Raw genomic sequence first — 25,229 nt, 5'->3', positions numbered from 1 at the left:
CCGGAGGCTCTAGCCGCGCGGGACCCAGACGTTCCAGCGCTGCTGGCGCTCGCGGCGGCGGTCGTCCTCGCGACGGCGACGCTCCTCGCCCCGCTCGCGGGCGCGCTCACGACGCTCCTCGGCTCGGGCCTCGCGCTCGGCCTGGCGGCGCTCGCGGTCGGCCTGACGGTCCTCGGCGCGCTGCTCCCGCTCGGTGCGGGCCTCCTCGCGACGGCGCTCGCGCTCGGCGCGGCGCTCCTCGCCGCGCTGGCGGGCACGCTCGCGCGGACCGGGCGTGGGGGTGGGGCTGGTGGACGTCGACGGCGCGGGCCGCGCGGACGGGCGCGGACGTGCGTCGGCACGGCCGTCGCGGGCCGTGCCGTCACTGGGGACCTTCGTCGTCGGGATCGCGACGCGAGCACCCGGTCTGTGCCGGTCGGAGGACCGGCGCTCGCCGGGCGTGCGGGACACGACCCGCTCGCGCGGGGCGTCGGACCGGGCGTCGCTGCCGCCGCCGACGGTGCGTTGCACCTCGTCGGCCAGACGGCGCGACTCGCGCGAGAGGCAGGTGGGGCAGGTGCTGTCGACGGTGCCGGTCAGCTCGTCGACCAGGCGCTGCACGCGGTCGACGACGGTGTCCTGCGCCGGGGCGCCCGCGGCGAGGTCCTGCAGGGTCGGTGCGGTGTCGGCGACGAAGCGGTCGACCTGCTGCAGCGTGGCCTTGTCGTGGTCGTCCTCGTAGGCGTCGAGCAGGCGTCCGGTGCCGGAGCGGGCGACCTTCTCGAAGTCGACCAGCGCGTCGTCGACGACCTTCTGCGGGGTGTCGTCGCGCTCGGCCAGCGCCTCGACCTCGGCCAGGCGCTTGGTGGCCTGGCGCAGCTCGAAGGTGCCGCGGGCGCTGTCGGACAGCCGCAGCGACTTCTGCACCTGCTCGGTGCCGCGCTTGACCGGGTAGAGCGCCTCGCCGGGAAGGGCGGACGCGCTCGACGCGACCAGGCCGGCACCGCCGGCGACCGTCACGGCGGCCGCGACGACGCCCGCCAGACGTCGCCGGGTGCCGCGCGGGGTGGTCGTGACCGGGACGGCCGGACGGGGCTGAAGGACCTCCTGCGCCTCGGCCATGAGCCGGCTGCGCAGGTCGTCGGCGAACGCGGGCCGCGGGGACTCGACCGCACCGGCCTGCAGCGTCTCGACCGTGCGGAGCAGCTGCTCGTGGCCGGACGCCGGCGCCGCGCCGCGCAGTGCGGCGTCGAAGGCCTCGGCCTCGGCCGAGCGGCGGAACGGGTTCATCGGCGGTTCTCTCGGTGCGCAGGTGACGGACGCCATCGTGGCGTCTCAGGGGGCTCAACGACGCGAGGGGTGCCCTGGTTACGCGGCGTGTCGCACATCACCGCACCTCCGGGTCGATGAGCTTCGCCAGGGCGCGGACGGCGCGCAGCTGCAGCTGCTTGATGGCGCCCTCGGAGCGGTCGAGCGCGGCCGCCGTCTCGGCGATCGACAGGCCCTGGATGAAGCGCATGAGGATGCAGTCGCGCTGCTCGTCGCTGAGCCGCGCGACCGCGGCGTAGAGCGCCTCGTTGGTCAGGTGCGCCAGGACGTCCGTCTCCGGCTGGGCCAGCACCGAGCGTCGGTCCGGGACGTCGTCGGAGACGATCTCCAGGCGGGAGCGGCCGGACTTGAAGTGGTCGGTGACCAGGTTGCGCGCGATCGTGGTGAGCCACGCCCCGAAGTCCTTGCCCTGCCAGGTGAACTTCTGGATCGAGCGCAGGGCGCGCATGAACGTCTCGCTGGTGAGGTCCTCGGCGAGCGCGCGCGAGCCGACGCGGTAGAGCACGAAGCGGTAGACCCCGGGGGAGTAGTGGTCGTAGAGCTGGCCGAACGCCTCGGCGTCACCGCCGGTGGCGAGGTCGACGAGCGCCCGCAGCCGGTCGCGCTCGGGATCGGCGTCCGGGGGAGCGGCGGTGCCGCCACCCTCGGGCGCAGGCGCCGCGGGGCCGGTGGCCATGGCCACCAGGGCAGGCGCCAGCACGGCGTCGCGCGGCAGCTGTGCTGCGAGCGCGAGCGCCCAGCGCAGCGCGGACCCACTCACGGGCGTTCCCTCCCCCTCGGACCGCGTTCCAGTGTACGGGTCAGGAAGCGCCCGGACGCTGGTTCGACCGCACCCGGTCACGGACCAGCCGGTAGGCCGCTCCACCCGCGGCGCCGACCAGCGCGACCTTGACGCCGGTGCCGGCCAGCTTGCGGCCCGTGCGGTAGTCGCGGACGAGCCACCCGTGGGCCCGTGCGTGCCGACGCAGGCGCCGGTCGGGGTTGATGGCGCACGGCTGCCCGACGAGCGACAGCATGGGCAGGTCGTTGGACGAGTCCGAGTACGCCGAGCAGCGCGCGAGGTCGAGCCCCTCGGTGCGCGCCAGCTCGCGGATCGCCGCGGCCTTGCTCTCGCCGTGCAGCATCTCGCCGACGAGCCGGCCGGTGTAGACGCCGTCGCGCTGCTCGGCCACGGTGCCCAGCGCGCCGGTCAGGCCGAGCCGTGCGGCCACGACCCGGGCGATCTCGACCGGCGCCGCCGTGACCAGCCAGACCCGTTGGCCGTGGTCGAGGTGCTGTTGCGCGAGGGCGCGGGTGCCCGGCCAGATGCGGTGCGCCATGTGCTCGTCGAAGACGTCCTCGACGATCTGCTCCAGCTCGGTGGCGCGGTGGCCGGTGATGAACGCGAGCGCGGAGGCACGCGCCTGGGCCACGTGGTCAGGGTCCTCGGAGCCGGCGACGCGGAACCAGGTCTGCTGCCAGGCCGCGCTGACGATCTGCCGCGTGGTGAACAGGTCGCGCTCGTGCAGGCCGCGGGCGAGGTGGTAGATCGACGCGCCCTGCATGAGGGTGTTGTCGACGTCGAAGAAGGCGGCTGCGGTGGGGTCGGCCGGGGCGAGCGCGGCCTCGACCTCGGCGGCGGCCGCGGACGCGGACCCGGCCAGCACGGACCGGGCGCGCAGGTCGCGCGGTGCCGCAGGTTCACGCCCCATGGCGACGACCGTACCGGGGGGTCCGGCTCAGCGGCTGTGGAACACTGGCGGCGTGCCCGTGAACGTCAGCGACCACCTCCGGGAGGCCTCCCGCGCCTGGCCCGACGACGTCGCGATGGTGCATGCGGACGAGCGCCTGACGTGGGCCGAGCTCGACGCGCTCGTCGACGAGGTCGCGCGTGGTCTCGGTGCCCGCGGCCTCGTCGCCGGCCAGCGCGTCGCCCTGGCCATGACGAACCGGATCGAGCTCGTCGCCGCCTACCTGGCCGTCCTGCGCGTCGGCATGGTGGCCGTGCCGCTGGCGCCTCGCGCCGAGGCGGCGGTCCTGCGGCAGGCGCTAGCCGACTCCTCGGCGTCCCTCGTGGTCGCCGACGACACCGCGCTGCGCACCGCGCGCGACGCCCTCTCCCGCGACCGCGAGCTCGAGCGCGAGTGCGGCCTCGTGGTCGTCGGCGCCCGGGCCCGGCGCGGCGAGACGTCCTGGGACTCGCTGCGCACCGCCGACGGTCCCGCTCCCGTCGCGCCGCGCGACCCCGAGATGCTCGCCGTGCTGCTCGCGACCGGTGGCAGCACCGGCCGTCCGCGCCTGGCGATGCTGCCGCACCGCGCCCTCGTGGCCAACCTCGAGCAGGTGGCCGCGATCGAGCCGCCGGTGATGACCCACGGCGACACCTGCCTGGTCGTCCTGCCGCTGTTCCACGTCTACGCGCTGAACGCCGTGCTCGGACAGGCGCTGCGTCAGGGGACGCGCTGCGTGCTCGTCGACCACGCCGACCCCGCGCGCGCCTTGGAGGCGGTGCGCGAGCAGGGCGTGACGCTCGTGCCGCTCTCGCCGCGGCTGGTGGCCGACTGGTCCGGACGTCCGCAGCTGCGCGAGTCGCTCGCGACCGTGCGCACCGTCATGTGCGGCGGAGCCCTGCTCGACCCCGAGGTCGCCGAGGAGTTCGTCCGCGCGAGCGGTCACCCTGTCGGGCTGGGCTACGGCCTGACCGAGGCCGGGCCGGTGCTCACCGCCGTCACCGGGGAGCAGCCCGCGACGCCGCGTCCCGGTGACGCCGGACCCGCGCTGCCCGGAGTCGAGCTCAGGGTCGTCGACGTGACCGGCCAGGACGCCGGACCGGACGACCCCGGCGAGATCCGCGTCCGCGGGGACAACCTCTTCACCGGCTACTGGCCCGACGGCGCCGACGGCCCGGACGCCGACGGCTGGCTCCGCACCGGCGACGTCGGGATGCTCGACGCCGACGGCCGGCTCACCGTGCTGGACCGCGTCCGCGAGGTCGTCATGGTCTCCGGCTTCAGCGTCTACCCGGTGGAGGTCGAGATCGTCGCCGCCGAGGTCGACGGTGTCGCCCAGGCCGCCGTCGTCGGCGTGCCCGACGCGCGCACGACCGAGGCGGTCGTCGTGTTCGTCGTGCCCAGGACCGGTGCCGCGGACGGCCTGGCTCAGCGGGTCGCGGCTCACTGCGAGCAGAACCTCGCCCGGTTCAAGCACCCGGCGCGGGTGCTGGTCGTCGACGAGCTGCCGACCGGCCCGGACGGCAAGGTGCTCAAGGCCCGCCTGCGCAGCCTCGCCCGTCAGGAGACGAGCGGTGACGCCTCGTGACGGCGCGCGTCCTCATGTACGGCAAGCCCGGCTGCCACCTGTGCGAGCTGGCCGAGGAGACGATCGCCGCGGTGTGCGCCGAGACCGGCGACGGCTACGAGGTGGTCGACATCACCGGTGACGCTCGCCTCATGGCCGAGCACGGCGAGCACATCCCCGTGACGTTCGTCGACGGCCGTCAGCACGACTTCTGGCGGGTCGACCCCGCCCGCCTGCAGGCCGCCCTGCGCGCCTGAGTAGGCTGCTCGGCGGGATCCGTCAATTTTGTTCCCGCGTTCACAAGCTCTTAAACTGGACCTCGGCACACCGCCGGTCCGACCCGGACGATCCCCGGGCCGCCCCCCTTGACCAGGCGGAGCAGGAGCAGCGTGACAGTCTTGAGAACCCCCCGCGGAGGTGCGTCCGACCGCGGCGTCCCCGACGCGACGGTCGCTCGGCTCCCGCTGTACCTGCGTGCCCTCACCGAGCTCTCCGACCAGGGCGTCGCCACCTGCTCGTCGCAGGACCTCTCGTCCGCGGCCGGGGTCAACCCCGCGAAGCTGCGCAAGGACCTGTCGTACCTGGGCTCCTACGGCACCCGCGGCGTCGGCTACGAGGTCGAGTACCTGCGCTACCAGATCGCCCGCGAGATCGGCCAGACCCAGGAGTGGGCCGTCGTGCTCGTCGGCGTCGGCAACCTGGGCCAGGCGCTGTCGAACTACCAGGGCTTCACGCCGCGCGGCATCCACGTCGCCGCGCTCGTGGACGCCGACCCGGCCCGCGTGGGCACCACGGTCGCCGGCCTGACCGTCAGCGCCATGGCCGACCTGCCCGCCGTCGTGGCCGAGCGCGGCATCTCGATCGGCATCATCGCGACGCCGGCCGAGGCCGCCCAGGACGTGGCCGACGCGCTGGTCGCCGCCGGCGTCACGAGCATCCTCAACTTCGCGCCGGTCGTGCTCGACGTCCCGGACAACGTCGACGTGCGCAAGGTCGACCTGTCGATCGAGCTGCAGATCCTGGCGTACCACGAGCAGCGCAAGGCCGGCTCGTCCCTCGACCCCGTGCTGGAGGTGCAGGTATGAGCGAGCGCAGCGAGCGAACGATCAGCGCTGTCATCGGCGGACGTCCGTACCGTTCGATCTTCACGGAGGTGCGCCGATGAGCGTGCTGGTCGTGGGGCTGTCCCACAAGACCGCGCCGATCGAGCTGCTGGAGCGGGTCTCGCTCGACACGGAGTCCGTCGTCAAGCTGTCGCACCGCGCGCTGGAGACCCCGTACGTCTCCGAGGCCGCGGTCGTGTCGACGTGCAACCGGGTCGAGGTCTACGTGGAGGCCGAGCGCTTCCACGGCGCCGTCGAGGAGGTCTCGACGCTGCTCGCCGAGCACGCCGGCCTCGACCGTGACGCGTTCGTCCGGCACGCCTACGTCCACTACGACGACGCCGCCGTGGCCCACCTGTTCGAGGTGGCCGCCGGCCTGGACTCGATGATCATCGGCGAGAGCCAGATCCTGGGCCAGGTGCGCGACGCGCTGCAGCTCGGCCAGGACGAGTCCACGGTCGGCTCGGCGCTCAACACGCTGTTCCAGCAGGCGCTGCGCATCGGCAAGCGGGGCCACGCCGAGACCGGCATCGACCTGCTCGGCCCCTCGATCGTCACCGCGTCGCTGGACGCTGCGGGCCACGTCGTGCACGACCCCGAGACCCGTTTCCTGGTCATCGGCGCGGGCACGATGTCGAGCCTGGCGGTCAAGACGCTGGTCGAGTCCGGCGTCAGCAACGCCCGCATCATGGTCGCCAACCGCACGTACCAGCGCGCCTATGAGCTCGTCGAGACCTACGGCGTCGGCGCCGTGCGCTGGGGCTCGCTCGACAACGAGCTGCACCACGCCGACGTCGTCATCACGTGCACCGGCGCCAGCGGGCTGGTGCTCGACCGCGAGCGGATCGAGCGCGCCCAGCACGACGGACGGCCGATGACGCTCATCGACATGGCGCTGCCGCGCGACGTCGACGCCACGGTCGCCGACATGGCCGGCGTCACGCTCGTCGACATCGCGCTGCTCGCCGAGCGCGGCTCCGACACGGCCGCGGCGCAGGACGTCACCGCGGTGCGGTCGATCGTCGACGCCGAGGTCGAGGCCTTCCTGGCCGCCAAGGCCGCCGCGCGCGTCACGCCGACCGTCGTCGCGCTGCGCACGATGGCCACCGAGATCGTGAGCGCCGAGATGGAGCGCTTCGCCCGCCGCAACGACGTGAGCGACGAGGTGCTCGCCGAGGTGCGGCACACCGTCAACCGGGTCGCCGACAAGATCCTGCACGCCCCGACCGTCCGGGTGCAGCAGCTCGTCGACGGCGACGGCGGCCTGACCTACGCCGACGCCCTGGCCGACCTGTTCGCGCTCGACCCGGCAGCCATCGCCGCGGTCACGAAGCGCTCGGGCGACAAGGCCGACAAGGCGGGTGAGGGCGCGTGACGACCCTGCGCATGGGCACCCGGGCGAGCCGCCTGGCGCTGGCCCAGTCCGGCGCCTTCGCCGCCCGACTCACCGAGGTCACCGGCGTCGACGTCGAGGTCGTGCCGGTCTCCACCGAGGGTGACCGCACGCGCACGCCCCTCGTCGAGGCCGGTGGCGCGGGCGTCTTCGTCGCCGAGCTGCGCGAGGTGCTCGCCTCCGGCGAGGTCGACTTCGCCGTGCACTCGCTCAAGGACATCCCGACCTACCCCGACGAGCGCCTGACGCTGGCGGCCATCCCCGAGCGCGAGGACGTCCGCGACGTCATCGTCGCCCGTGACGGACTCACGCTCGGCGAGCTGCCGGCCGGCTCCCGCGTGGGCACCGGCGCCCCGCGCCGGGTCGCGCAGCTGTCCGCGCTCGGGCTGGGCATCGAGCTCGTGGGGGTGCGCGGCAACGTCGACACGCGCATCGCCAAGGTCACCGACGGTGACCTCGACGCGGTCGTCCTCGCCCGGGCCGGGCTGCTGCGCCTGGGCCGCGAGGACGAGGCGACCGAGGTGCTCGACCCGATCCAGGTGCTCCCCGCCCCCGGGCAGGGCGCGCTCGCGGTCGAGTGCCGCGTCGACGACCAGAAGACGGCGGAGCTGCTCGGGCAGCTCGACCACGCCGACACCCGGGCAGCCGTCACCGCCGAGCGCCGCCTGCTGGCGGTGCTCGAGGCCGGCTGCAGCGCCCCCGTGGGCGCACTCGCCGAGGTGGTCTCCGGCGACGACGGCGAGGAGCTGTGGCTCCGGGCCGTCGTCGGGGACCTCACCGGAGCCCGAACCATCCGCATGTCCACGACGGGATCGCTCGCCGATCCCGCCGAGGTCGGGGAGCGGCTCGCTGCCGAGCTGCTCGCCGAAGGCGCCGCCACGCTCGTGGCCGTCTCCTGATACCCGGCAGACCAGGAAGAGAAGACTGTGACTAGCACCATCGCCACGCCCGAGCCCGCGGTGCCGACCGCCGCTCCCGCCTCGCGTCCTGCTCCGCAGGGCCAGGTGAGCTTCGTCGGTGCGGGCCCCGGCGACGTCAGCCTGCTGACGGTCCGTGCGGCCGAGCTGCTCGAGGCCGCCGAGGTCGTGATCATCGAGGCGCCCGAGCAGGCCGCCCTGGTGACCAACGGCGCCGAGGTCGTCGAGGGCGGCACCACCGCCGACGGTGCCCCGATGCCGCACGCGGCCCGGGCCAAGCTCGTCGTCAAGCACGCCAAGACCGGCGCGCGCGTCGTCCGGCTGCTCACCGGTGACCCGTTCACCTACGGCACCGGGCCCGAGGAGGCCGCGGCCTGCGCCAAGGCCGGCATCGCGTTCGAGGTCGTCCCCGGCGTCTCCTCGGCCACGGCCGTGCCGACGTACGCGGGCGTGCCGCTGACGACCAAGTCCCAGCGTGGCGTGGCCGTCGTCGACGTCGCCGACAACGCGATCGACCTCAGCGCGCACCAGGGGGCCGACACGATCGTCCTGCTGGACGCGCTCGGCCGCCTCGGCGAGGTCTCGGCGGCGCTGATCGAGTCCGGCCGCCCGGCCACGACCCCGGTCGCGGTGACCTGCGTGGGCACCACGACCGAGCAGTCGACCGTCGTGTCGACCCTGGCCGACGTCGCCGCCGACGCCAAGGCCGTCACCGGCCCGGCCGTCGTCGTGGTCGGCGAGGTCGTCGAGATGCGCGAGGTGCTGTCCTGGTTCGAGACCAAGCCGCTGTACGGCTGGCGCATCCTGGTGCCGCGCACCAAGGAGCAGGCCGCGGGCCTGTCGAGCCGTCTGCGCATGTACGGCGCGGTCTCCGAGGAGGTCCCCACCATCTCGGTCGAGCCGCCGCGCAACCCGCAGCAGGTCGACAAGGCCATCCGTGGCCTGGTCGAGGGCCGCTACGAGTGGGTCGCCTTCACCAGCGTCAACGCGGTCAAGGCCGTGCGCGAGAAGTTCGACGAGTACGGCCTGGACGCCCGCTCGTTCTCGGGCCTGAAGATCGCCGCCGTCGGTGACAAGACCGCCCAGGCGATCGCCGAGTGGGGCATCCGTCCCGACCTCATCCCCAGCGGCGAGCAGTCGGCCGCCGGCCTGCTCGAGGACTGGCCGCCGTACGACGAGATGCTCGACCCGATCAACCGGGTCTTCCTGCCGCGCGCCGACATCGCGACCGAGACGCTCGTCGCGGGCCTGGTCGAGCTCGGCTGGGAGGTCGACGACGTCACGGCCTACCGCACCGTGCGCGCCTCGCCGCCGCCGGCGCCGACCCGTGAGGCGATCAAGACCGGCAAGTTCGACGCGGTGATGTTCACGTCGTCCTCGACCGTGCGCAACCTCGTCGGCATCGCCGGCAAGCCGCACACGTCGACGATCATCGCGTGCATCGGCCCGGCCACGGCGAAGACCGCCGAGGAGCACGGCCTGCGCGTCGACGTCGTCGCCGAGTCGCCCTCGGTGGAGGTGCTGGCCGACGCGCTGGCCACCTTCGGCGCCGAGCGTCGCGACGCCCAGGTCGCCGCGGGCGAGCCGGTCACCAAGCCCTCCTACCGCCGCCCGTCGTCGCGCCGCAAGGCCTGACATGAGCGACTGGGAGCCGCCCGTCGTCCGTCCGCGTCGCCTGCGCCAGTCGCCGGCGATGCGGCGGCTGGTGCGCGAGACGTACCTGCAGCCCAGCCAGCTCCTGCTGCCCATGTTCGTGGCGGAGGGGCTGTCCGAGCCGCGTCCGATCGCGAGCATGCCCGGCGTCGTCCAGCACACCCGTGAGTCGGCCAAGGCGGTCTACGCCGAGGCGGCCGAGCTCGGCCTCGGCGGCGTCATGCTGTTCGGCGTGCCCGAGCACAAGGACGCCGAGGGCTCCGGCGCGCTGGACCCGCAGGGCATCCTCAACGTCGCCATCGCCGACGCGCGGGCCGAGGTCGGCGACGACCTGCTGGTCATGAGCGACCTGTGCCTGGACGAGTTCACCGACCACGGCCACTGCGGCGTGCTCGACGCGAAGGGCCGGGTCGACAACGACGCCACGGTCGAGATCTACGCCCGCATGGGCGTGGCGCAGGCCGAGGCCGGCGCTCACGTGGTCGGTCCGAGCGGCATGATGGATGGTCAAGTCGGTGCTATTCGCGCGGCTCTTGATGAGGCCGGGCACGACGAGACCGTGATCATGGCCTACGCGGCGAAGTACGCCTCAGCCTTCTACGGGCCGTTCCGCGAGGCGGTGGACTCGTCGTTGACCGGCGACCGCAAGACGTACCAGCAGGACCCGGCCAACGCCCGCGAGGCGCTGCGCGAGACCCTGCTCGACGTCGCCGAGGGCGCCGACATCGTCATGGTGAAGCCGGCGCTGTCGTACCTGGACCTGATCGCCGACGTCCGCGCCGCGGTCGACCTGCCGGTCGCCGCGTACAACGTCTCGGGCGAGATGGCGATGGTCGAGGCGGCCGCTCAGAACGGCTGGATCGACCGGGAGCGGACGATCGACGAGGTGCTGCTGTCGATGCGCCGCGCCGGGTCGGACATCATCCTCACCTACTGGGCCACCGAGGTCGCGCGCCGGCTGCGCTGACCGCCACGGCCCGACGAAGGGCACCTCCCGCGGGAGGTGCCCTTCGTCGTGTCAGCGGACGGTGGTGGCCGGGCGTCGATCGGCGGGCGGGGGCCACGTGGCGGCACGCACCAGGCGACGGCCGCCCGGAGCCCGCTCGACCAGCCGCAGCAGCAGGTAGCCGAGCGGGGCGCCCAGCGTGTTGGCCAGCAGGTCGTTGACGTCGGCGACGTGCCCGCCGTGCCCGCTGACCGAGTTCGCCAGCTGGGCCAGCTCCATCGCCAGGCTGAGCGCGAGACCGCCCAGCGCGACCGCGGGGACGGACCGGAGCCGGGTGACGAGCGGCAGCAGCACACCGAGCGGGACGAACACGAGGACGTTCTGCAGCATGTCCGCGACGTCCGTGCCGGTCAGCGGCCGCAGGTTCAGGTACGCGTGCCACGGCAGGCCGCTCGCCGGCTTGTCGAGGTAGATCGGCAGGACGGTGTTGGCCACGACGCCCGCCAGGTAGACGCACGTCGCGAGCGCGACCAGCGCGCGCAGGACGGTCAGGGCGCCTCGCCGGCGCAGCTGGGCCAGCAGCAGGGCCAGGACGAGCGCGGCGAGCGGCGTCACCACGAGCAGGGTGGGCACCTCGCGGTACGGGCTCGGCACGGTCGAGGCTCCCAAGGTCGGGGGACGGCGCCGGTCGGTGCCGCGGACGCGTCAGCCTAGCCGGGCGGGAACGACGAAGGGCACCTCCGGCGGGAGGTGCCCTTCGGGTGTCGCGGTTCAGCTGAGCAGCGAGGTGATGCAGCGGGTGAGTGCCCGCAGGTCGAGCTCGGTGAGTCCCTGCGCGAGGCAGCGGACCTTCGCCTCGGCCCAGGTGAGCGTGTTCTCGACGACGTCCTGGACGACCTCGCCCGGGGTGGGCGCGCGTCCGTCGCCGGTGGTGCTGCGGTCGGTGCCCAGCAGCGGGTCGGTGACGCCGCCGACCAGGTCGCTCAGGCCGGGCCCGGGCTCGCGCTGGCCGGAGTCGGGCTTGGACGGGGTGCCGGAGTCGGGCTTCGGGCTGGTGCCGGGCTTCGACGTCGACGGTGCGCTCGGCTCGTTCGTGCGGCCGGGCGTGGAGCCGCGGTCGCTGCGCGAGGGACGCTTGCCCTGCTCGGCCCGGCGCGCCTCGCGCCGCTGCTCGGCGGTGAGCGTCTGGTCCTGCGAGCGCGACGTGAGCGTGCTGCCCGGGCCGACGCCGTTCGGGGCCGCGGTGTACTCGCCGGCGGCGTAGCGCTCGGCGATGCGGAGCACGAGGTCGACGTAGGAGTCGGAGGCGTTGTAGCGCTTCACCGCGGCGGAGGCGCCCGGTCGCGTGGACAGGTCGTCGGACCCGGCGCACAGGTAGACGCCCGCGGACGTGGCCGCGTCGTCGACGTCCTGCGGGTCGGCCTTGTCGTCGCCGTCGGCGTCGACGGCCACGAGCTCCCAGGTGGACGGGATGAACTGCATGGGCCCGACCGCGCGGTCCCAGACCGCGTCGTCGTCGAGCTTGCCGCCGTCGGTGTCGCGGATCTCGGCGGTGCCGCCGCGGCCGGTGAGCGGGACGCCGAGGATGCCCGGGCGCGAGACGCCGTCGTCACCGAGCGTGTTGGACCCGGAGCGGCCGTGGTCGGACTCGACCCGGCCGATGGCGGCGACGAGCGTCCAGTCGAGCCGGCAGGACGGGTCGGCCTTGTCGAGCAGCGACTCGGCGCGGCGGTAGGCCGAGAGGGCGGCAGCGGGGATGCCCGCGGACGAGAGGGTGGACAGCGTGCCCTCGGCGCCGGCCCGCGGGTCGACGCCGCCGGGCGTGGCCTGCACGGTGGCCGGCTGGTCGAGCGCCGACGTGGGCACCTCGGGCAGCTCCTGCGCGGTGGGCGGGTCGGACGCGCGGGCCAGGTCGCCGGCGGTCAACGAGACGCCCCACGCGCTGACGAGCAGGACGGCCGGCACGATCGCCGCCGTCCGCTGCCATCGGGGCAGGTGGTGAATGTTCACAGCTCCCTCTCCGCACGCGCCCCCCGCGCGTGCCGACCCGCGTACCTGACGTGGGCCACGTCACACAGACTCGCAAAGCAGAACGAGCCGGGCAAGTCGAGGTTACGCGCCAGTACGACCGTGGTCGGCCCGTCACCGCCCGTCGGGGACAATGGACGGGTGAGCCCGCAGCAAGCATCAGCCGACCTGTTCGCCCGCGCCCGCGCCGTGTCGCCCGGTGGCGTCAACTCCCCGGTGCGCGCCTTCCGCGCCGTCGGGGGCCAGCCGCGCTTCATGGCCTCGGCCCGCGGCCCGTACCTGACCGACGTCGACGGCAACGAGTACGTCGACCTCGTCGCGTCCTGGGGGCCGATGCTCCTCGGCCACGCCCACCCGGAGGTCATCGCGGCCGTGGCGGACGCCGCCGGCCGCGGCACGTCGTTCGGCACCCCCAGCGAGCCCGAGGTGCTGCTCGCCGAGGAGATCGTCGGCCGGACGCCGGTCGAGATGGTGCGCCTGGTCAGCTCGGGCACCGAGGCCACGATGTCGGCCATCCGCCTGGCGCGCGGCTTCACCGGCCGCGACGTCGTCGTGAAGTTCGCCGGCTGCTACCACGGCCACGTCGACTCGCTGCTCGCCGAGGCGGGCTCCGGCCTGGCCACGTTCGCCGTGCCCGGCACCCCCGGCGTCCCCGCAGTGGTCACCGCCGACACCCTGGTGCTGCCCTACAACGACCGCGAGGCCGTGAGCGCCGCGTTCGCCGAGCACGGCGACCGCATCGCCTGCGTCATCACCGAGGCGGCCGCCGGCAACATGGGCGCCGTCCCGCCGCTGCCCGGGTTCAACCAGTTCCTGTCCGAGACCTGCCGGGCGCACGGCGCGCTGTTCATCAGCGACGAGGTCATGACCGGCTTCCGCGTGAGCCCCAGCGGCCAGTGGGGCCGCGACGGTGCGGTCGAGGGCTGGGCCCCGGACCTGCTGACGTTCGGCAAGGTCATGGGCGGCGGCTTCCCGGCCGCGGCCTTCGGCGGACGCCGCGAGGTCATGGAGATGCTGTCGCCGACCGGCCCGGTCTACCAGGCCGGCACGCTGTCGGGGAACCCCGTCGCCGCCACCGCCGGCCTCACCACGCTGCGCCTGGCCACCGACGAGGTCTACGCCACGATCGACGCCACCGCCGAGCGGCTCAAGACGCTCGTGTCGGACGCGCTCGCCGCCGAGGGCGTCGCCCACCACGTCCAGGGCGCCGGCAACCTGTTCAGCGTCTTCTGGGGCGTCACCGGCCAGGTCGACGACTACGCGGGCGCGCAGGCGCAGGAGGGATGGCGCTACCGCGCGTTCTTCCACGCGATGCTCGACGCCGGCGTGCACCTGCCGCCCAGCGCCTTCGAGGCCTGGTTCCTGTCGGCGGCCCACGACGAGGAGGCGGTCTCTAGGATTGCCGAGGCGCTGCCGGTCGCGGCGCGCGCCGCCGCCCGAGCCACCCCGGAGGACTGAGCCCATGAGCGAGCGCACGATCGTGCACCTGATGCGTCACGGCGAGGTCCACAACCCGCAGGGCGTCCTCTACGGACGCCTGCCGGAGTATTTCCTCTCCGAGCTCGGCCACCAGATGGCCGCCGCGGCCGCGGACTTCCTGTCCAAGAACGAGATCGTCCACCTCGTCGCGTCGCCGCTGGAGCGCGCGCAGCAGACCGCCGAGCCGCTGTCGAAGCTGCTCGAGGTCGGCATCACGACCGACGAGCGGGTCATCGAGGCCGACAACAAGTTCGAGGGCCGCACCGTCGGCGTCGGCCCCAAGGCGTTCATGAGCCCGCGCAACTGGCCGCTGCTGCGCAACCCCTTCACGCCGTCGTGGGGCGAGCCGTACGTCGAGATCGAGGCCCGCATGCGCGCCGCGATCGCCGACGCCCGCGAGGCCGCCCGCGGCCACGAGGCGGTCATCGTGTCGCACCAGCTGCCGGTGTGGGTCGCGCGCCTGTCGTACGAGAAGCGCCGCTTCGCCCACGACCCGCGCAACCGCCAGTGCTCGCTGGCCAGCCTCACCAGCCTGACCTTCGACGGCGACGACTACGTCGGCTTCACCTACGCCGAGCCGGCCGGGCACCTGGTGCCCGAGGCGCTCAAGGGCAAGTTCGTGGGCGGGGCGTGACGGCGCCGCTCCCATGAACGTCCTCCCTCGACGCGCCCGCGGCGTCCTCGCCGTGGCGCTGTGCTCCCTCGTCCTGTCCGCCTGCGGCGGCTCGGACGGCACCGACGGCACCCGTGGCGGCTACATCTCCGGTGACGGCAGCTACGTCGTCGTCGACGCCCCCGACCGCAAGGACGCTCCCGACCTCGAGGGCGAGGACCTCGAGGGCGAGCCGCTGTCGCTCGAGCAGTTCGCCGGCAAGGTCGTCGTGGTGAACGTCTGGGGCTCGTGGTGCCCGCCGTGCCGCGCGGAGGAGCCGGTGCTGAGCGCCGTGGCCCGCGAGCTGGCCGACGACGGCGTGCAGTTCGTCGGCATCGCCACGCGCGACGTCGCCGGCGCCCGGGCCTTCGAGCGCTCGCGCGAGGTGCCCTACCCGAGCTTCGCCGACGACGCCGGCACCTACGCCGTCCAGTTCGCCGACAGCCTGCCCACCATGGCGACGCCGACGACCTGGATCATCGATGCCGACGGCAAGGTGGCCGTCCGCTACCTCGGCCCGTTCACGAGCGAGTCGACCCTGCGCGGGCTGATCGAGGACGTCCAGGGGTCGCGGTCGTGATCACCGGCATCGGCGAGACCGTCGTGGACGGCTCGCTCGTCCTGGCCGTGCCCCTGGCCGTCGTGGCCGGCCTGCTGTCGTTCTTCTCCCCGTGCGTGGTGCCGCTGCTGCCGGGCTACCTGTCGTACGTGTCGGGCATGGCGGTCACCGAGCTGGACGGCCCGCGCCGCTCACGGCTCGTGCTCGGCGCCGTGCTGTTCGTGCTCGGCTTCAGCGCCGTCTTCGTCTCGCTCGGGACGCTGTTCGGCGCGGTCGGGCAGGAGCTCAAGGACTACCAACGACCGATCAGCGTCGTCATGGGCATCGTCGTCATCGTGCTGGGCCTGGCCTTCATGGGTGGCGTCTCGTGGCTGCAGCGCGACGTGCGCGTGCACACCGTGCCGGCGGTCGGCGTCGCCGTGGCGCCGCTGCTCGGCGTGCTGTTCGGCCTGGGCTGGACCCCGTGCATCGGCCCGACGCTCAGCGCGGTGCTGGGCCTGGCGGTGAGCGCCGACGACGCGTCGGCCGGACGCGGCGCCCTGCTGGCGTTCGTCTACTGCCTGGGCCTGGGCATCCCGTTCGTCCTCGCCGCCGTGGCGTTCTCGCGCTTCACCCGCGCGCTGCGCTGGTTCAAGCGCCACCAGCGGCTCGTCGGCCTGGTCGGCGGCGCGCTGCTCGTGGTCATGGGCGTCCTGCTCGTCAGCGGGCTGTGGGACGGCCTGGTCGACGAGATGCGCGGCTGGATCGGCGGAACGGAGCTTCCCCTGTGAACGAGCGAAGCGAGCGAACCATGACGACTTCCACGGGCGTGCGTCCGTACCGTGCGATCTTCACGGAGGCGCGACCGTGAACGAGACCAAGACGAAGAAGAGGACCACCGCGGCGCCGGAGCTCGGCGGGCGGGAGATGCTCCGCTGGCTGTGGCGCCAGCTGACGTCCATGCGGACGGCGCTGTTCCTGCTGCTGCTGCTGGCCATCGCCGCCGTGCCGGGGTCGCTGATCCCGCAGCGCGGCGTGGACGCCCAGGCGGTGCAGTCGTACTTCGCGCGCAACCCCGAGCTGGCCCCGGTGCTGGACGACCTGGGCTTCTTCAGCGTCTACACGTCGCCGTGGTTCAGCGCGATCTACCTGCTGCTGATGGTCTCGCTGGTGGGCTGCATCATCCCGCGCGCCGTCGTCTACGCGAAGGCGCTGCGGGCGCGTCCGCCCAAGGCCCCCCGCAACCTGCTGCGGCTGCCCGTGTCGACGTCGCTGGAGACCGACGCGTCGCTCGACGAGGTCGTCGCCGCCGCCCGCACGGCGCTGCGCGGCCACCGGGTCGACGTCGTCACCGACGACGGCACCGCCGAGGTGCGGGCCGAGAAGGGCTACCTGCGCGAGGCCGGCAACCTGGTCTTCCACGTCAGCCTCGTCGTGGTGCTCGTGGGCGTCGCCGCCGGCACGCTGTTCGGCTACCGCGGCTCGGCCGTCGTCGTCGAGGGCACCGGCTTCTCCAACAGCCTCACCCAGTACGACGAGTTCTCGTCCGGCTCCCTGTTCGAGCCGCACGACCTGCCCCCGTTCTCGCTGCAGATGGACGACGTCACGGCGCGGTTCCAGACGACGGGTGAGCAGCGCGGCGCGCCCCGCCAGTTCCGCGCGCAGGGCTCGTACACCGCCCCCGACGGCGACACCGGCGACTTCGACATCCAGGTCAACCACCCGCTCAGCGTCGACGGCACGGACGTCTTCCTGGTCGGCCAGGGCTACGCGCCGGTCGTCAAGGTGACCGACCCGAAGGGCAACGTCGCCTTCGACGGGCCCGTGCCCTTCCTGCCCGAGGACCCGACCTACACCTCCAGCGGCGTCGTGAAGGTGCCCGACGCCCAGCCGTACCAGATCGGCTTCCAGGGCTTCTTCCTGCCGACCGCCGTCACCACCGGCGACGACGAGGCGTCCGTCTCGGTGTTCCCGGCCGCGGCCAACCCGATCCTGGGCCTGTTCGCCTGGACCGGCGACCTCGGCCTGGACGCGGGCGTGCCGCAGTCGGTCTACGTCCTGGACAAGGACGAGATGGAGCAGGTCAAGAACCCCGACGGCAGCAACTTCCGCATCTCGCTGAGCCCGGGCCAGGAGCAGGTGCTGCCCGACGGCACCAAGATCCAGTTCGTCGAGCTGCGCCAGTTCGCCCGTCTGCAGATCGCGGCGTCGCCCGGCAAGGTCGTGCCGCTGGTCGGCGTGAGCGTCGGCGTGCTGGGCCTGATCCTGTCGCTGGCGATCAAGCCCCGTCGCACGTGGATTCGGGCCCGCCGTGAGGGCTCCCGTACGATCGTGGAGGTCGCCGCGCTCGACCGCGTGCCCCGCGGAGACGTCACCGGTGACCTGGACGACCTCCTCGAGCGTCTCGCGCTCGAGGCCCCGAAGGAGAAGGCGGAGAAGGCATGAGCCTGGAGCAGTACGCCCAGTTCTCGAACTACGCGATCGCCTCGGCGACCGTCGTCCTGGGCCTGGCGTTCCTGGCCTACCTCGTCCAGTGGGCCGTGGCCCGCAAGGTCGCCGCCGAGCCGGGGCTCGTGACCGCCGGCGCCGACGGTGCCGTGATGACCGAGGAGCCAGCCGCCGACGACGAGACCGAGACGCGCTTCACGATGGCCGGCAGCATCGGCTACTCGCTGACCTCGCTCGCCGCGCTCGTCCTGCTCGCCGGCCTGGTGACGCGCGGCCTGGCGGCCGAGCGCGTCCCGTGGGGCAACATGTACGAGTTCGGCTGCGCCGCCGTCATGTGCGCGCTGATCGCCTACCTCGTGCTGGTCAAGGTCTGGGACATCGACTGGGTCGGCAGCATCATCACCGGCGTCGGCACGGTCGTGCTGGGTGCCTCGATGCTCGTGTACGTCCCGGCCGGCCCGCTCGTGCCCGCGCTGCACTCGTACTGGCTGGTCATGCACGTCCTGGCCGCCATGATCGCCGGCTCCGCGTTCGTCATCGGCGCCGCCGCGTCCGCCCTGTTCCTGGTGAAGTCGCGGGCCGAGAAGCGCACGCCGGAGGACGCCCGCACGGGCATGCTCTGGCGGATGCCGTCGGCCGCGCGCATGGACCAGCTGGCCTACCGGGTCAACGCGTTCGCCTTCCCGGTCTGGACGTTCGCCGCGCTCATCTCCGGCCCGATCTGGGCGCAGTACGCCTGGGGTCGCTACTGGGGCTGGGACCCCAAGGAGGTCTGGGCGTTCATCACGTGGGTGGTCTACGCCGGCTACCTGCACGCCCGCGCCACCGCCGGCTGGAAGGGCAAGGCCGCGGCCATCCTGTGCCTGGTCGGCTTCGCCACGTTCGTGTTCAACTTCGTCGGCGTCAACCTGTTCGTCCCCGGCCTGCACTCCTACGCCAAGTAGGAGCCGGTCAGGTCCCCTCGCTGCTGACCGTCACCTTCACGCTGAGTGTGACGTTCCGGGGGTGGTCCGGCCGGTTCTCGCCCCGAAACGTCACACCCAGCGGGAACCGCTCGATCGTCAGCAGCGAAGGTGAGCGGCGAGATCCGCTCGTAGGACGTACGGAACCTCCCGCGACCCACCGGGCGGTCCCGCTAGGGTGCGCCGCATGGGACTGGGCATCGAGGTCGCCGGCCTCACGATGACGTACGGCGACCTGCGCGCCGTCGACGACGTCAGCTTCACCGTCCGGCCGGGCGAGTTCTTCGGGCTGCTGGGGCCGAACGGTGCGGGCAAGACCACGACGCTGGAGATGATGGAGGGCCTGCGGGTCCCGGGAGCGGGGAGCGTCCGCATCGGCGACCACGACCCGCGGCGGCGTGACGCCGGACTGCAGCGCGTCATCGGCGTCCAGCTGCAGGCGTCGTCGTTCTTCGAGCGGCTCACCGTGCGCGAGCAGATCGACACGTTCGGGGCGCTGTACGGCGTCCCGGCCGGGCGCGGGCTCGCGCTGCTGGAGCAGGTCGGCCTGGTCGACAAGGCCGACGTCCGCACCGAGGACCTCTCCGGCGGACAGAAGCAGCGGCTCTCCATCGCGTGCGCGCTCGTCCACGACCCCGAGGTCGTGTTCCTGGACGAGCCGACGGCCGCGCTCGACCCGCAGGCCCGGCGCAACCTGTGGGACGTGCTGCGCGGGCTCAACGAGTCCGGCCGCACCGTCGTGCTCACCACGCACTACATGGACGAGGCCGAGGCGCTGTGCGACCGGGTCGCGATCATGGACGCCGGCCGGGTGCTGCGGCTCGACACCCCTGCCGCGCTGGTGCGTGACCTCGACGCACCGGTCCGCATCAACCTCGCGCCGGGGACGCTCGACCGCGCCAGTGCCGACGCGCTCGTCGGGGCGGACGCCGTGCGCGAGTCCGCGTCGGGCCTGGAGCTGACCACCCGCGAGCCGGCGCGCGTGCTGGCCGCCCTGGCCGAGCGTGACGCGCTCGCCGGGCTCGCGGTGCGCGGGGCGAGCCTCGAGGACGTCTTCCTGTCGCTGACCGGACGGGAGTACCGCTCGTGACCGCCTTCCGCAGCCTCGCGCTGGCCATGGCCCGCGGCTTCCTGCGCGACCGCATGGCGGTGTTCTTCTCGCTCGTGTTCCCGCTGATGTTCCTGGTGCTGTTCGGCGGGCTGCTCGGCGGCGACGACGCCCCGCGGCCCGAGGTCGTGCAGGTCGGCGCGGTGCCGCTGCTGGACGACGTGCCGGCCGAGCAGCGGGCCGTCGTGGAGTCCTCGCTCGAGCTGCGCACGGCCGGTGACCTGGAAGCCGCCCTCGACGACGTCCGCGACGGCGACGCCGCGGCGGCGGTCGTGCAGGACGGCGACCGCGTCGTCGTGTACTTCTCCCAGGCCGACACCATCGTGGCCGGCACCGTGCAAGGCCTGTTCCAGTCGATCGTCCAGTCGGCCAACGTGGACGCGACCGGTCAGCCGCCGGCCTACGAGCTGGCGACCGAGCGGGTCGAGGACGAATCGCTGGAGACGATCCAGTTCGTCACGCCCGGCCTGCTGGGCTGGGCGGTGGCCATGAGCGCCACCTTCGGCGCGGCGACGAACCTCGTGGTGTGGCGGCACAACGGCCTGCTGCGCCGCCTGCGGCTCGCACCGGTGCGGACGTCCTCGGTGGTGCTCGCCCGGGTCGTGGTGAGCCTGCTGGTGGCCGCGGTGCAGGCGACGGTGTTCATCGGCCTGGGCGTGGCCGCCTTCGGCCTGCAGCTGACCGACAGCTGGTGGCTCGTGGTGCCGCTCCTGCTCGCCGGCACGCTCGCGTTCCTGTCGGTCGGCCTGCTGGCCGGCGCGGTCGCGCGCACGGAGGAGGGTGCGGTCGGCATGGCCAACTTCGTGGTGCTGCCGATGGCGTTCCTGTCCGGCTCGTTCTTCTCGCTCGAGGCGGCGCCGACGTGGGTCCGCGGCATCGCCGAGGTGCTGCCGCTCAAGTGGCTCAACGAGGGGATGCTCGACGTCATGGTGCGGGGCCAGGGGGTCGGAGCCGTGCTGCTGCCGGTCGGGATGCTGCTCGCGTTCACCGCCGTGCTGACGGTGCTGGCGTCGCGCCTGTTCCGCTGGGACCGCTAGGCGTCCGCTCGGCTTCCCGCTGAGCGTGACGTTCCGGGGGTGGAACCGGCCGTCCTACCCCCGGAACGTCACACTCAGCGTGAGGGTGACCGAGACGGCCGGGGTCAGAGGTCGCGCAGGTAGTCGGGGTCGTCGTCGGGGCCGAGCGGGCGCGGCCGGCGCGGGCCGGGGCCGCGCGAGGCGGGGCCCTGACGGCGCGTGCCGAGCAGCAGCCAGGCGAGCGGGCCGACGATCGGGATGATGAGCACGGTGATGATCCACAGCGCCTTGGGCAGCACCCGCACGTCCTGGCGCGGCGTGGCGATCACGTCGAACAGCGAGTAGACCGCGAGTGCCACCGCGACGACGGCGATGAGTGCCTTGCCCATGGGGCCAGGGTACGGGGCCGGGGAAGTAGGCTCGGGGGCGTGAGCGCGTTCTGGAAGTACACCCTCGCCCGGCTCGGGCTGTTCGTGGCCTGCTTCGCGGTCTTCTACGTCGTCCTGTCGCTGTTCTTCAAGACCGACGAGACGCTCGTGCTGCTCGCGGCGCTCGGCGGCCTGCTGACCTCGGCGCTGCTCTCGTTCTTCGTGCTCCGCGGCCTGCGTGACGAGCTCGCCCGCCAGGTCTCCGACCGCGCGGCGAACATGAGCCGTCGCATCGAGGAGTCGCGCCGTGCCGAAGACGTCGACTGACGCCCGGGCCTGGATCGACGAGGCCGTCCGCCGCGTCGAGGCCGACGCCAACCGCAGCGCCGACACCCACCTGCACGCCTTCGAGCTGCCGGTCGAGGGCGTCCACCTGTACCTGAAGGACGAGTCGGTGCACCCCACCGGCAGCCTCAAGCACCGCCTGGCCCGCTCGCTGTTCCTGTACGCCCTGTGCAACGGCTGGATCGGCCCGGGCAGCACGGTCGTCGAGGCCTCCAGCGGGTCGACCGCGGTCTCCGAGGCCTACTTCGCCCGGCTCCTCGGCCTGCCGTTCGTCGCGGTCATGCCGCGCACCACGAGCGAGGAGAAGGTCGCGCTCATCGAGTGGTACGGCGGACGCTGCCACTTCGTCGACGAGGCCGGTGAGGTCTACGCCGAGGCCGCTCGCGTCGCCCGCGAGTGCGGCGGCCACTACATGGACCAGTTCACCTTCGCCGAGCGGGCGACCGACTGGCGCGGCAACAACAACATCGCCGAGTCGATCTACGAGCAGATGTCGGCCGAGCCGCACCCGGTCCCGTCGTGGGTCGTGGTGAGCGCCGGCACCGGCGGCACGTCGGCGACGATCGGCCGCTACGTCCGCTACCGCCGCCTGCCCACCCGGGTGATGGTCGCCGACCCCGACGGCTCCGCGTTCTACGACGGCTGGGAGCAGGACTCCTCCGACGTGGTCACCGGCTGCCGTCCGCGCATCGAGGGCATCGGACGTCCGCGGGTCGAGCCCTCGTTCGTCGGCGGCGTCGTCGACGACATGCTGCGGGTGCCGGACGCCGCCTCCATCGCTGCGATGCGCTGGGCGTCCGGGAAGCTCGGCCGTCCGGTCGGCGGCTCGACCGGCACCAACCTGTGGGCCGCGCTGACCGTGGTCGAGCGCATGCGCGCCGCCGGTGAGCAGGGCAGCGTCGTCACGCTGCTGTGCGACGGCGGCGAGCGGTACGCCCACACCTACTACGACGACGGGTGGCTGGCCGAGCACGACCTCGACCCCACGCCGTACAGCGCCGTGCTGGACGACCTCGACCGCACCGGCGTCTTCTCGCCCCAAGGAGCCTGATGACCAGCACCACCCCGCCGCCGAGCGCAGTCACGACGGCGGCGCCGCACACGCGCGTCGAGGACGCCCTGGCGCTGCTGATCGGCACGTTCGTCGTGTCGCTCGGCCTGCACCTGCTGCGCTCGGCCGAGCTCGTCACCGGCGGCACGGCCGGCCTGTCGCTGCTCATCGACCAGGTCGTCCCGATCCCGTTCGCGTGGCTGTTCCTGCTCGTGAACACGCCGTTCTTCCTGCTCGGCGGCATCCTCAAGGGCTGGACGTTCGCGGCCAAGACGGTGCTGGGCGTCGGCCTGGTCTCGGCCTTCTCGGCGCTGCACCCGCACGCGCTGCCCGACCTGCACCCCGGCAGCGCGCTCTACGCGGCCGTCGCCGGCAACCTGCTGTGCGGCATCGGCATGCTCATCCTGTTCCGCCACGGCTCGAGCCTGGGCGGCTTCAACGTCATGGCCCTGCTCGCCCAGGAGCGGCTCGGGCTCAACGCCGGGTACGTGCAGATGACCCTGGACGTCGCGGTCGTGATCGGTGCCTTCACCGTCGCGTCGCCGACGCTCGTGCTCTGCTCGGCGGTCGGCGCGGTCGTGATGAACATCGTCATCGCGCTCAACCACCGGCCGGGACGCTACCTCGGCATGTAGCTAGAGCGCCCCGAGCGCGAGCCCGCCGCCGAGGCCGATCGCGTAGAGCAGCTCGGCCTTGCCGGTCACCGCGAGCACGGGGACGAGCGCCGGGCCCGTCGCGCCGCCGAGCACGGTGCGGGCCGCCGTCACGAGCGGCAGCAGGCCGATCGCGCCCAGCAGCGCCCACGGCGTGGAGAACGCGGCCCAGACCAGGCACGCGGCCGCGACCAGCGCGAGCACGACGAAGAAGCGCCGGGTGCCCGCGTCGCCGAGCACGACCGCGAGCGTCCGCTTGCCGCTGACCGTGTCGGTCGGGATGTCGCGCAGGTTGTTGGCGACCAGGATGTTGCAGGCCAGCGCGCCGATGCCGACGGCGCCGGCCCAGGACGCGGCGGGGATCGTCTCGGCCTGCGCGTAGGTCGTGCCGGTGACCGCGACCAGGCCGAAGAACACGAAGACGCTGATCTCGCCCATCGCCTTGTAGCCGTACGGGCTCGGGCCGCCGGTGTACGTCCACGCGGCGGCGAGGGCGGCGACGCCCACGAGCAGGAACCACCACGTCGTGGTCGCGGCCAGGGCGAGGCCGAACAGCGCGCCGGCACCCAGCGACAGCAGCGCGGCGCGCTTCACGGCGGACGCCGACGCGCTGCCCGAGCCCACGAGGCGCAGCGGGCCGACCCGGTCGGCGTCCGTGCCCTTGACGCCGTCGGAGTAGTCGTTGGCGTAGTTGACGCCCACCTGAAGCGCGAGCGACAGCCCGAGCGCCAGCAGCGCCTTCCACCACACGAACCCGTCGACGAGCACGGCCGCGCCGGTGCCCACGAGAACGGGCGCGACGGCGGCGGGGAGGGTGCGCGGACGGGCGCCCTGGATCCACAGGCTGAGGGAGGTCACGAGGGGTCAGTCTGCCAGGACGCCTCGGGCGAGACGTCGGGCGGCGCGTCCGCGAGGGCGGTGCCACGATGGGACCGATGAGCCCGCACGACGTCGACGCCCCCGCCTCCCTGACCCCTGTCTCCGGGCCGCCCCGCGCGGTCGAGGCGCTGCTGCGCGCGTGGGAGCCCGACGCGGGCCCTCTCGTGGTGCGCACGTCCGGCAGCACCGGCACGCCCAAGGACGTCCTGCTGTCGCACGCGGCCATGACGGCGTCCGCCACGGCGACGCACGAGCGGCTCGGCGGCCCCGGTCAGTGGCTGCTCGCGCTGCCGCCCACCGGCGTCGCGGGGCTGCAGGTGCTGTTCCGCTCGGTGCTGGCGGGCACGTCCGCCGTGGTCGCCGACGAGCACCTGTCGCTCGTCGACGCGATCGAGGCGATGGGCGGCGAGCGCCGCTACGCCTCGCTCGTCCCCACCCAGCTGTACCGCCTGGTCGAGGCCGGCGAGGTCGGCGTGCTCGCCGGCCTGGACGCGCTGCTCGTCGGTGGCGCGGCGGTGAGCCCGCGGCTGGTCGACCACGTGCGCGACGCGGGCGTCCACGTCGTCCGCACCTACGGCATGAGCGAGACCTGCGGCGGCTGCGTGTACGACGGCGAGCCGCTCGACGGCGTGGAGGTCGACGTCGCCGACGACGGCCGCATCCGGATCGCCGGACCCGTGCTCATGGACGGCTACGCCGACGCCGCGGCCACCGCTCAGGTGCTGCGCGACGGCTGGTTCGACACGCGCGACCTCGGCGAGCTGACCCACGACGGACGCCTGCGGGTGCTCGGTCGCATGGACGACGTGGTGGTCAGCGGAGGCGTCAACGTGCCGCTGCCCGCCGTGGCCGGGGTGCTGCGCGACCTCGACGGCGTCGACGAGCTCGAGCTGGTCGGCGTCCCGGACGAGGAGTGGGGCGAGAAGGTCGTGGCGTGCCTGGTCGGCGACGTGAAGCTGCCGGCGATGCGCGACGCGGTCGAGGCGGCGGGGCTGCCGCGCACGTGGGCGCCGCGCTCGGTGCTGCGGCTGGACGCCGTGCCGCTGCTGCCCGGCGGCAAGGTCGACCGGGTGCGCCTGCGCGAGCTCGCCTCGGGCTCCTAGGTC

At 73.5% G+C, this 25,229-nt stretch carries 26 protein-coding genes; 19 read left to right on the top strand and 7 right to left on the bottom strand.

What is annotated here, in order from left to right:
* Positions 1–9 precede the first annotated feature (9 nt).
* The 3 genes from HGAM_RS01780 to HGAM_RS01770 all read right to left on the bottom strand — a co-directional run bounded on the left by HGAM_RS01780 (position 10) and on the right by HGAM_RS01770 (position 2,999).
* Positions 10–1,269: a DUF5667 domain-containing protein gene (locus HGAM_RS01780; RefSeq protein ID WP_019143753.1), complete on the bottom strand. Its 1,260-nt coding sequence runs from the start codon at positions 1,267–1,269 to the stop codon at positions 10–12.
* A 97-nt stretch (positions 1,270–1,366) separates the two neighbouring features.
* Positions 1,367–2,068: a sigma-70 family RNA polymerase sigma factor gene (locus HGAM_RS01775; protein ID WP_019143752.1), complete on the bottom strand. Its 702-nt coding sequence runs from the start codon at positions 2,066–2,068 to the stop codon at positions 1,367–1,369.
* Positions 2,069–2,108: 40 nt separating this feature from the next.
* Positions 2,109–2,999: an HAD family hydrolase gene (locus HGAM_RS01770; protein WP_019143751.1), complete on the bottom strand. Its 891-nt coding sequence runs from the start codon at positions 2,997–2,999 to the stop codon at positions 2,109–2,111.
* Positions 3,000–3,051: 52 nt separating this feature from the next.
* Here HGAM_RS01770 and HGAM_RS01765 point away from each other — a divergent pair, with 52 nt between their 5' ends.
* From HGAM_RS01765 to hemB, 7 genes are all read left to right on the top strand, one after another.
* Complete coding sequence (locus HGAM_RS01765) at positions 3,052–4,605, top strand: class I adenylate-forming enzyme family protein (protein ID WP_019143750.1); 1,554 nt, start codon at positions 3,052–3,054, stop codon at positions 4,603–4,605.
* Positions 4,602–4,841, top strand: a complete 240-nt coding sequence (locus tag HGAM_RS01760) for a glutaredoxin family protein (RefSeq protein ID WP_019143749.1) — start codon at positions 4,602–4,604, stop codon at positions 4,839–4,841. Before HGAM_RS01765 ends, HGAM_RS01760 begins: the two co-directional genes overlap by 4 nt.
* Positions 4,842–4,973: 132 nt before the next feature.
* Entirely contained in the window at positions 4,974–5,669 is a 696-nt protein-coding gene (locus tag HGAM_RS01755; RefSeq protein ID WP_049798109.1) for a redox-sensing transcriptional repressor Rex, read from the top strand.
* Between the two features lie 76 nt (positions 5,670–5,745).
* Entirely contained in the window at positions 5,746–7,062 is a 1,317-nt protein-coding gene (locus tag HGAM_RS01750) for a glutamyl-tRNA reductase (protein WP_019143747.1), read from the top strand.
* Positions 7,059–7,979, top strand: coding sequence for a hydroxymethylbilane synthase (hemC, locus tag HGAM_RS01745; protein WP_019143746.1), 921 nt, complete (start codon positions 7,059–7,061; stop codon positions 7,977–7,979). Before HGAM_RS01750 ends, hemC begins: the two co-directional genes overlap by 4 nt.
* A 27-nt stretch (positions 7,980–8,006) precedes the next feature.
* Positions 8,007–9,632 carry a bifunctional uroporphyrinogen-III C-methyltransferase/uroporphyrinogen-III synthase gene (locus tag HGAM_RS01740; protein WP_019143745.1) on the top strand — a complete coding sequence of 542 codons (1,626 nt, stop codon included), beginning with the start codon at positions 8,007–8,009 and terminating at the stop codon, positions 9,630–9,632.
* A 1-nt stretch (position 9,633) separates the two neighbouring features.
* A complete protein-coding gene (hemB, locus tag HGAM_RS01735) occupies positions 9,634–10,617 on the top strand; it encodes a porphobilinogen synthase (protein WP_019143744.1) in 984 nt (327 codons plus the stop codon).
* 51 nt (positions 10,618–10,668) lie between these two features.
* On the opposite strand, the gene HGAM_RS17215 is transcribed toward hemB, so the two are convergent.
* Positions 10,669–11,250, bottom strand: coding sequence for a VanZ family protein (locus tag HGAM_RS17215; RefSeq protein ID WP_019143743.1), 582 nt, complete (start codon positions 11,248–11,250; stop codon positions 10,669–10,671).
* A 117-nt stretch (positions 11,251–11,367) separates the two neighbouring features.
* The gene (locus tag HGAM_RS17210) at positions 11,368–12,606 is read right to left on the bottom strand and encodes a lytic transglycosylase domain-containing protein (RefSeq protein WP_147543468.1); all 1,239 of its coding nucleotides are present in this window, start codon (positions 12,604–12,606) and stop codon (positions 11,368–11,370) included.
* 159 nt (positions 12,607–12,765) lie between these two features.
* Here HGAM_RS17210 and hemL point away from each other — a divergent pair, with 159 nt between their 5' ends.
* From hemL to HGAM_RS01685, 8 genes are all read left to right on the top strand, one after another.
* Positions 12,766–14,082 (top strand): glutamate-1-semialdehyde 2,1-aminomutase, encoded by a 1,317-nt coding sequence (gene hemL, locus HGAM_RS01720; protein ID WP_019143742.1) that lies wholly within the window; start codon positions 12,766–12,768, stop codon positions 14,080–14,082.
* A 4-nt stretch (positions 14,083–14,086) separates the two neighbouring features.
* Entirely contained in the window at positions 14,087–14,737 is a 651-nt protein-coding gene (locus HGAM_RS01715; RefSeq protein WP_019143741.1) for a histidine phosphatase family protein, read from the top strand.
* 13 nt (positions 14,738–14,750) lie between these two features.
* A complete protein-coding gene (locus HGAM_RS01710; RefSeq protein ID WP_019143740.1) occupies positions 14,751–15,335 on the top strand; it encodes a TlpA family protein disulfide reductase in 585 nt (194 codons plus the stop codon).
* Complete coding sequence (locus tag HGAM_RS01705) at positions 15,332–16,084, top strand: cytochrome c biogenesis CcdA family protein (protein WP_019143739.1); 753 nt, start codon at positions 15,332–15,334, stop codon at positions 16,082–16,084. The genes HGAM_RS01710 and HGAM_RS01705 overlap by 4 nt, the downstream gene beginning before the upstream one ends.
* Before the next feature lie 76 nt (positions 16,085–16,160).
* Positions 16,161–17,738, top strand: coding sequence for a cytochrome c biogenesis protein ResB (gene resB / locus HGAM_RS01700; RefSeq protein ID WP_019143738.1), 1,578 nt, complete (start codon positions 16,161–16,163; stop codon positions 17,736–17,738).
* The gene (ccsB, locus tag HGAM_RS01695) at positions 17,735–18,685 is read left to right on the top strand and encodes a c-type cytochrome biogenesis protein CcsB (RefSeq protein ID WP_019143737.1); all 951 of its coding nucleotides are present in this window, start codon (positions 17,735–17,737) and stop codon (positions 18,683–18,685) included. The genes resB and ccsB overlap by 4 nt, the downstream gene beginning before the upstream one ends.
* Positions 18,686–18,890: 205 nt before the next feature.
* Positions 18,891–19,793: an ABC transporter ATP-binding protein gene (locus HGAM_RS01690; protein WP_019143736.1), complete on the top strand. Its 903-nt coding sequence runs from the start codon at positions 18,891–18,893 to the stop codon at positions 19,791–19,793.
* Positions 19,790–20,848, top strand: coding sequence for an ABC transporter permease (locus tag HGAM_RS01685; RefSeq protein ID WP_019143735.1), 1,059 nt, complete (start codon positions 19,790–19,792; stop codon positions 20,846–20,848). Before HGAM_RS01690 ends, HGAM_RS01685 begins: the two co-directional genes overlap by 4 nt.
* Positions 20,849–20,952: 104 nt before the next feature.
* On the opposite strand, the gene HGAM_RS01680 is transcribed toward HGAM_RS01685, so the two are convergent.
* On the bottom strand, positions 20,953–21,216 hold the full coding sequence (locus HGAM_RS01680; protein ID WP_019143734.1) for a PLD nuclease N-terminal domain-containing protein: 264 nt from the start codon (positions 21,214–21,216) through the stop codon (positions 20,953–20,955).
* Between the two features lie 39 nt (positions 21,217–21,255).
* Here HGAM_RS01680 and HGAM_RS01675 point away from each other — a divergent pair, with 39 nt between their 5' ends.
* From HGAM_RS01675 to HGAM_RS01665, 3 genes are read left to right on the top strand one after another with little or no spacing between them, the layout of a single operon-like run.
* The gene (locus HGAM_RS01675) at positions 21,256–21,522 is read left to right on the top strand and encodes a DUF4229 domain-containing protein (protein WP_019143733.1); all 267 of its coding nucleotides are present in this window, start codon (positions 21,256–21,258) and stop codon (positions 21,520–21,522) included.
* Positions 21,503–22,591, top strand: a complete 1,089-nt coding sequence (cds1, locus tag HGAM_RS01670) for an L-cysteine desulfhydrase Cds1 (RefSeq protein ID WP_019143732.1) — start codon at positions 21,503–21,505, stop codon at positions 22,589–22,591. Before HGAM_RS01675 ends, cds1 begins: the two co-directional genes overlap by 20 nt.
* Entirely contained in the window at positions 22,591–23,226 is a 636-nt protein-coding gene (locus HGAM_RS01665) for a YitT family protein (protein ID WP_019143731.1), read from the top strand. Before cds1 ends, HGAM_RS01665 begins: the two co-directional genes overlap by 1 nt.
* Here HGAM_RS01665 and HGAM_RS01660 read toward each other — a convergent pair whose 3' ends face one another.
* Complete coding sequence (locus tag HGAM_RS01660) at positions 23,227–24,102, bottom strand: 1,4-dihydroxy-2-naphthoate polyprenyltransferase (protein WP_019143730.1); 876 nt, start codon at positions 24,100–24,102, stop codon at positions 23,227–23,229.
* 77 nt (positions 24,103–24,179) lie between these two features.
* On the opposite strand from HGAM_RS01660, the gene HGAM_RS17205 reads away from it, so the two are divergent.
* Entirely contained in the window at positions 24,180–25,226 is a 1,047-nt protein-coding gene (locus tag HGAM_RS17205) for an AMP-binding protein (protein WP_019143729.1), read from the top strand.
* Positions 25,227–25,229 lie beyond the last annotated feature (3 nt).

The organism is Aeromicrobium massiliense JC14 (assembly GCF_000312105.1).
Lineage (GTDB): Bacteria > Actinomycetota > Actinomycetes > Propionibacteriales > Nocardioidaceae > Aeromicrobium > Aeromicrobium massiliense.
The sequence above is the reverse complement of the archived record's forward strand: the minus strand, read 5'-3'. Positions and strand labels throughout refer to the sequence as shown.

Bases quoted from the DNA above. Each gene is read 5' to 3' on its own strand.
- hemB (WP_019143744.1), top strand. From the start codon at position 9,634: ATGAGCGACTGGGAGCCGCCCGTCGTCCGTCCGCGTCGCCTGCGCCAG.
- HGAM_RS01770 (WP_019143751.1), bottom strand. From the start codon at position 2,999: ATGGGGCGTGAACCTGCGGCACCGCGCGACCTGCGCGCCCGGTCCGTG.
- HGAM_RS01665 (WP_019143731.1), top strand. From the start codon at position 22,591: ATGACCAGCACCACCCCGCCGCCGAGCGCAGTCACGACGGCGGCGCCG.
- HGAM_RS01680 (WP_019143734.1), bottom strand. From the start codon at position 21,216: ATGGGCAAGGCACTCATCGCCGTCGTCGCGGTGGCACTCGCGGTCTAC.
- HGAM_RS01710 (WP_019143740.1), top strand. From the start codon at position 14,751: ATGAACGTCCTCCCTCGACGCGCCCGCGGCGTCCTCGCCGTGGCGCTG.
- HGAM_RS01750 (WP_019143747.1), top strand. From the start codon at position 5,746: ATGAGCGTGCTGGTCGTGGGGCTGTCCCACAAGACCGCGCCGATCGAG.
- HGAM_RS01780 (WP_019143753.1), bottom strand. From the start codon at position 1,269: ATGAACCCGTTCCGCCGCTCGGCCGAGGCCGAGGCCTTCGACGCCGCA.
- HGAM_RS01690 (WP_019143736.1), top strand. From the start codon at position 18,891: ATGGGACTGGGCATCGAGGTCGCCGGCCTCACGATGACGTACGGCGAC.
- HGAM_RS17205 (WP_019143729.1), top strand. From the start codon at position 24,180: ATGAGCCCGCACGACGTCGACGCCCCCGCCTCCCTGACCCCTGTCTCC.
- ccsB (WP_019143737.1), top strand. From the start codon at position 17,735: ATGAGCCTGGAGCAGTACGCCCAGTTCTCGAACTACGCGATCGCCTCG.
- HGAM_RS01715 (WP_019143741.1), top strand. From the start codon at position 14,087: ATGAGCGAGCGCACGATCGTGCACCTGATGCGTCACGGCGAGGTCCAC.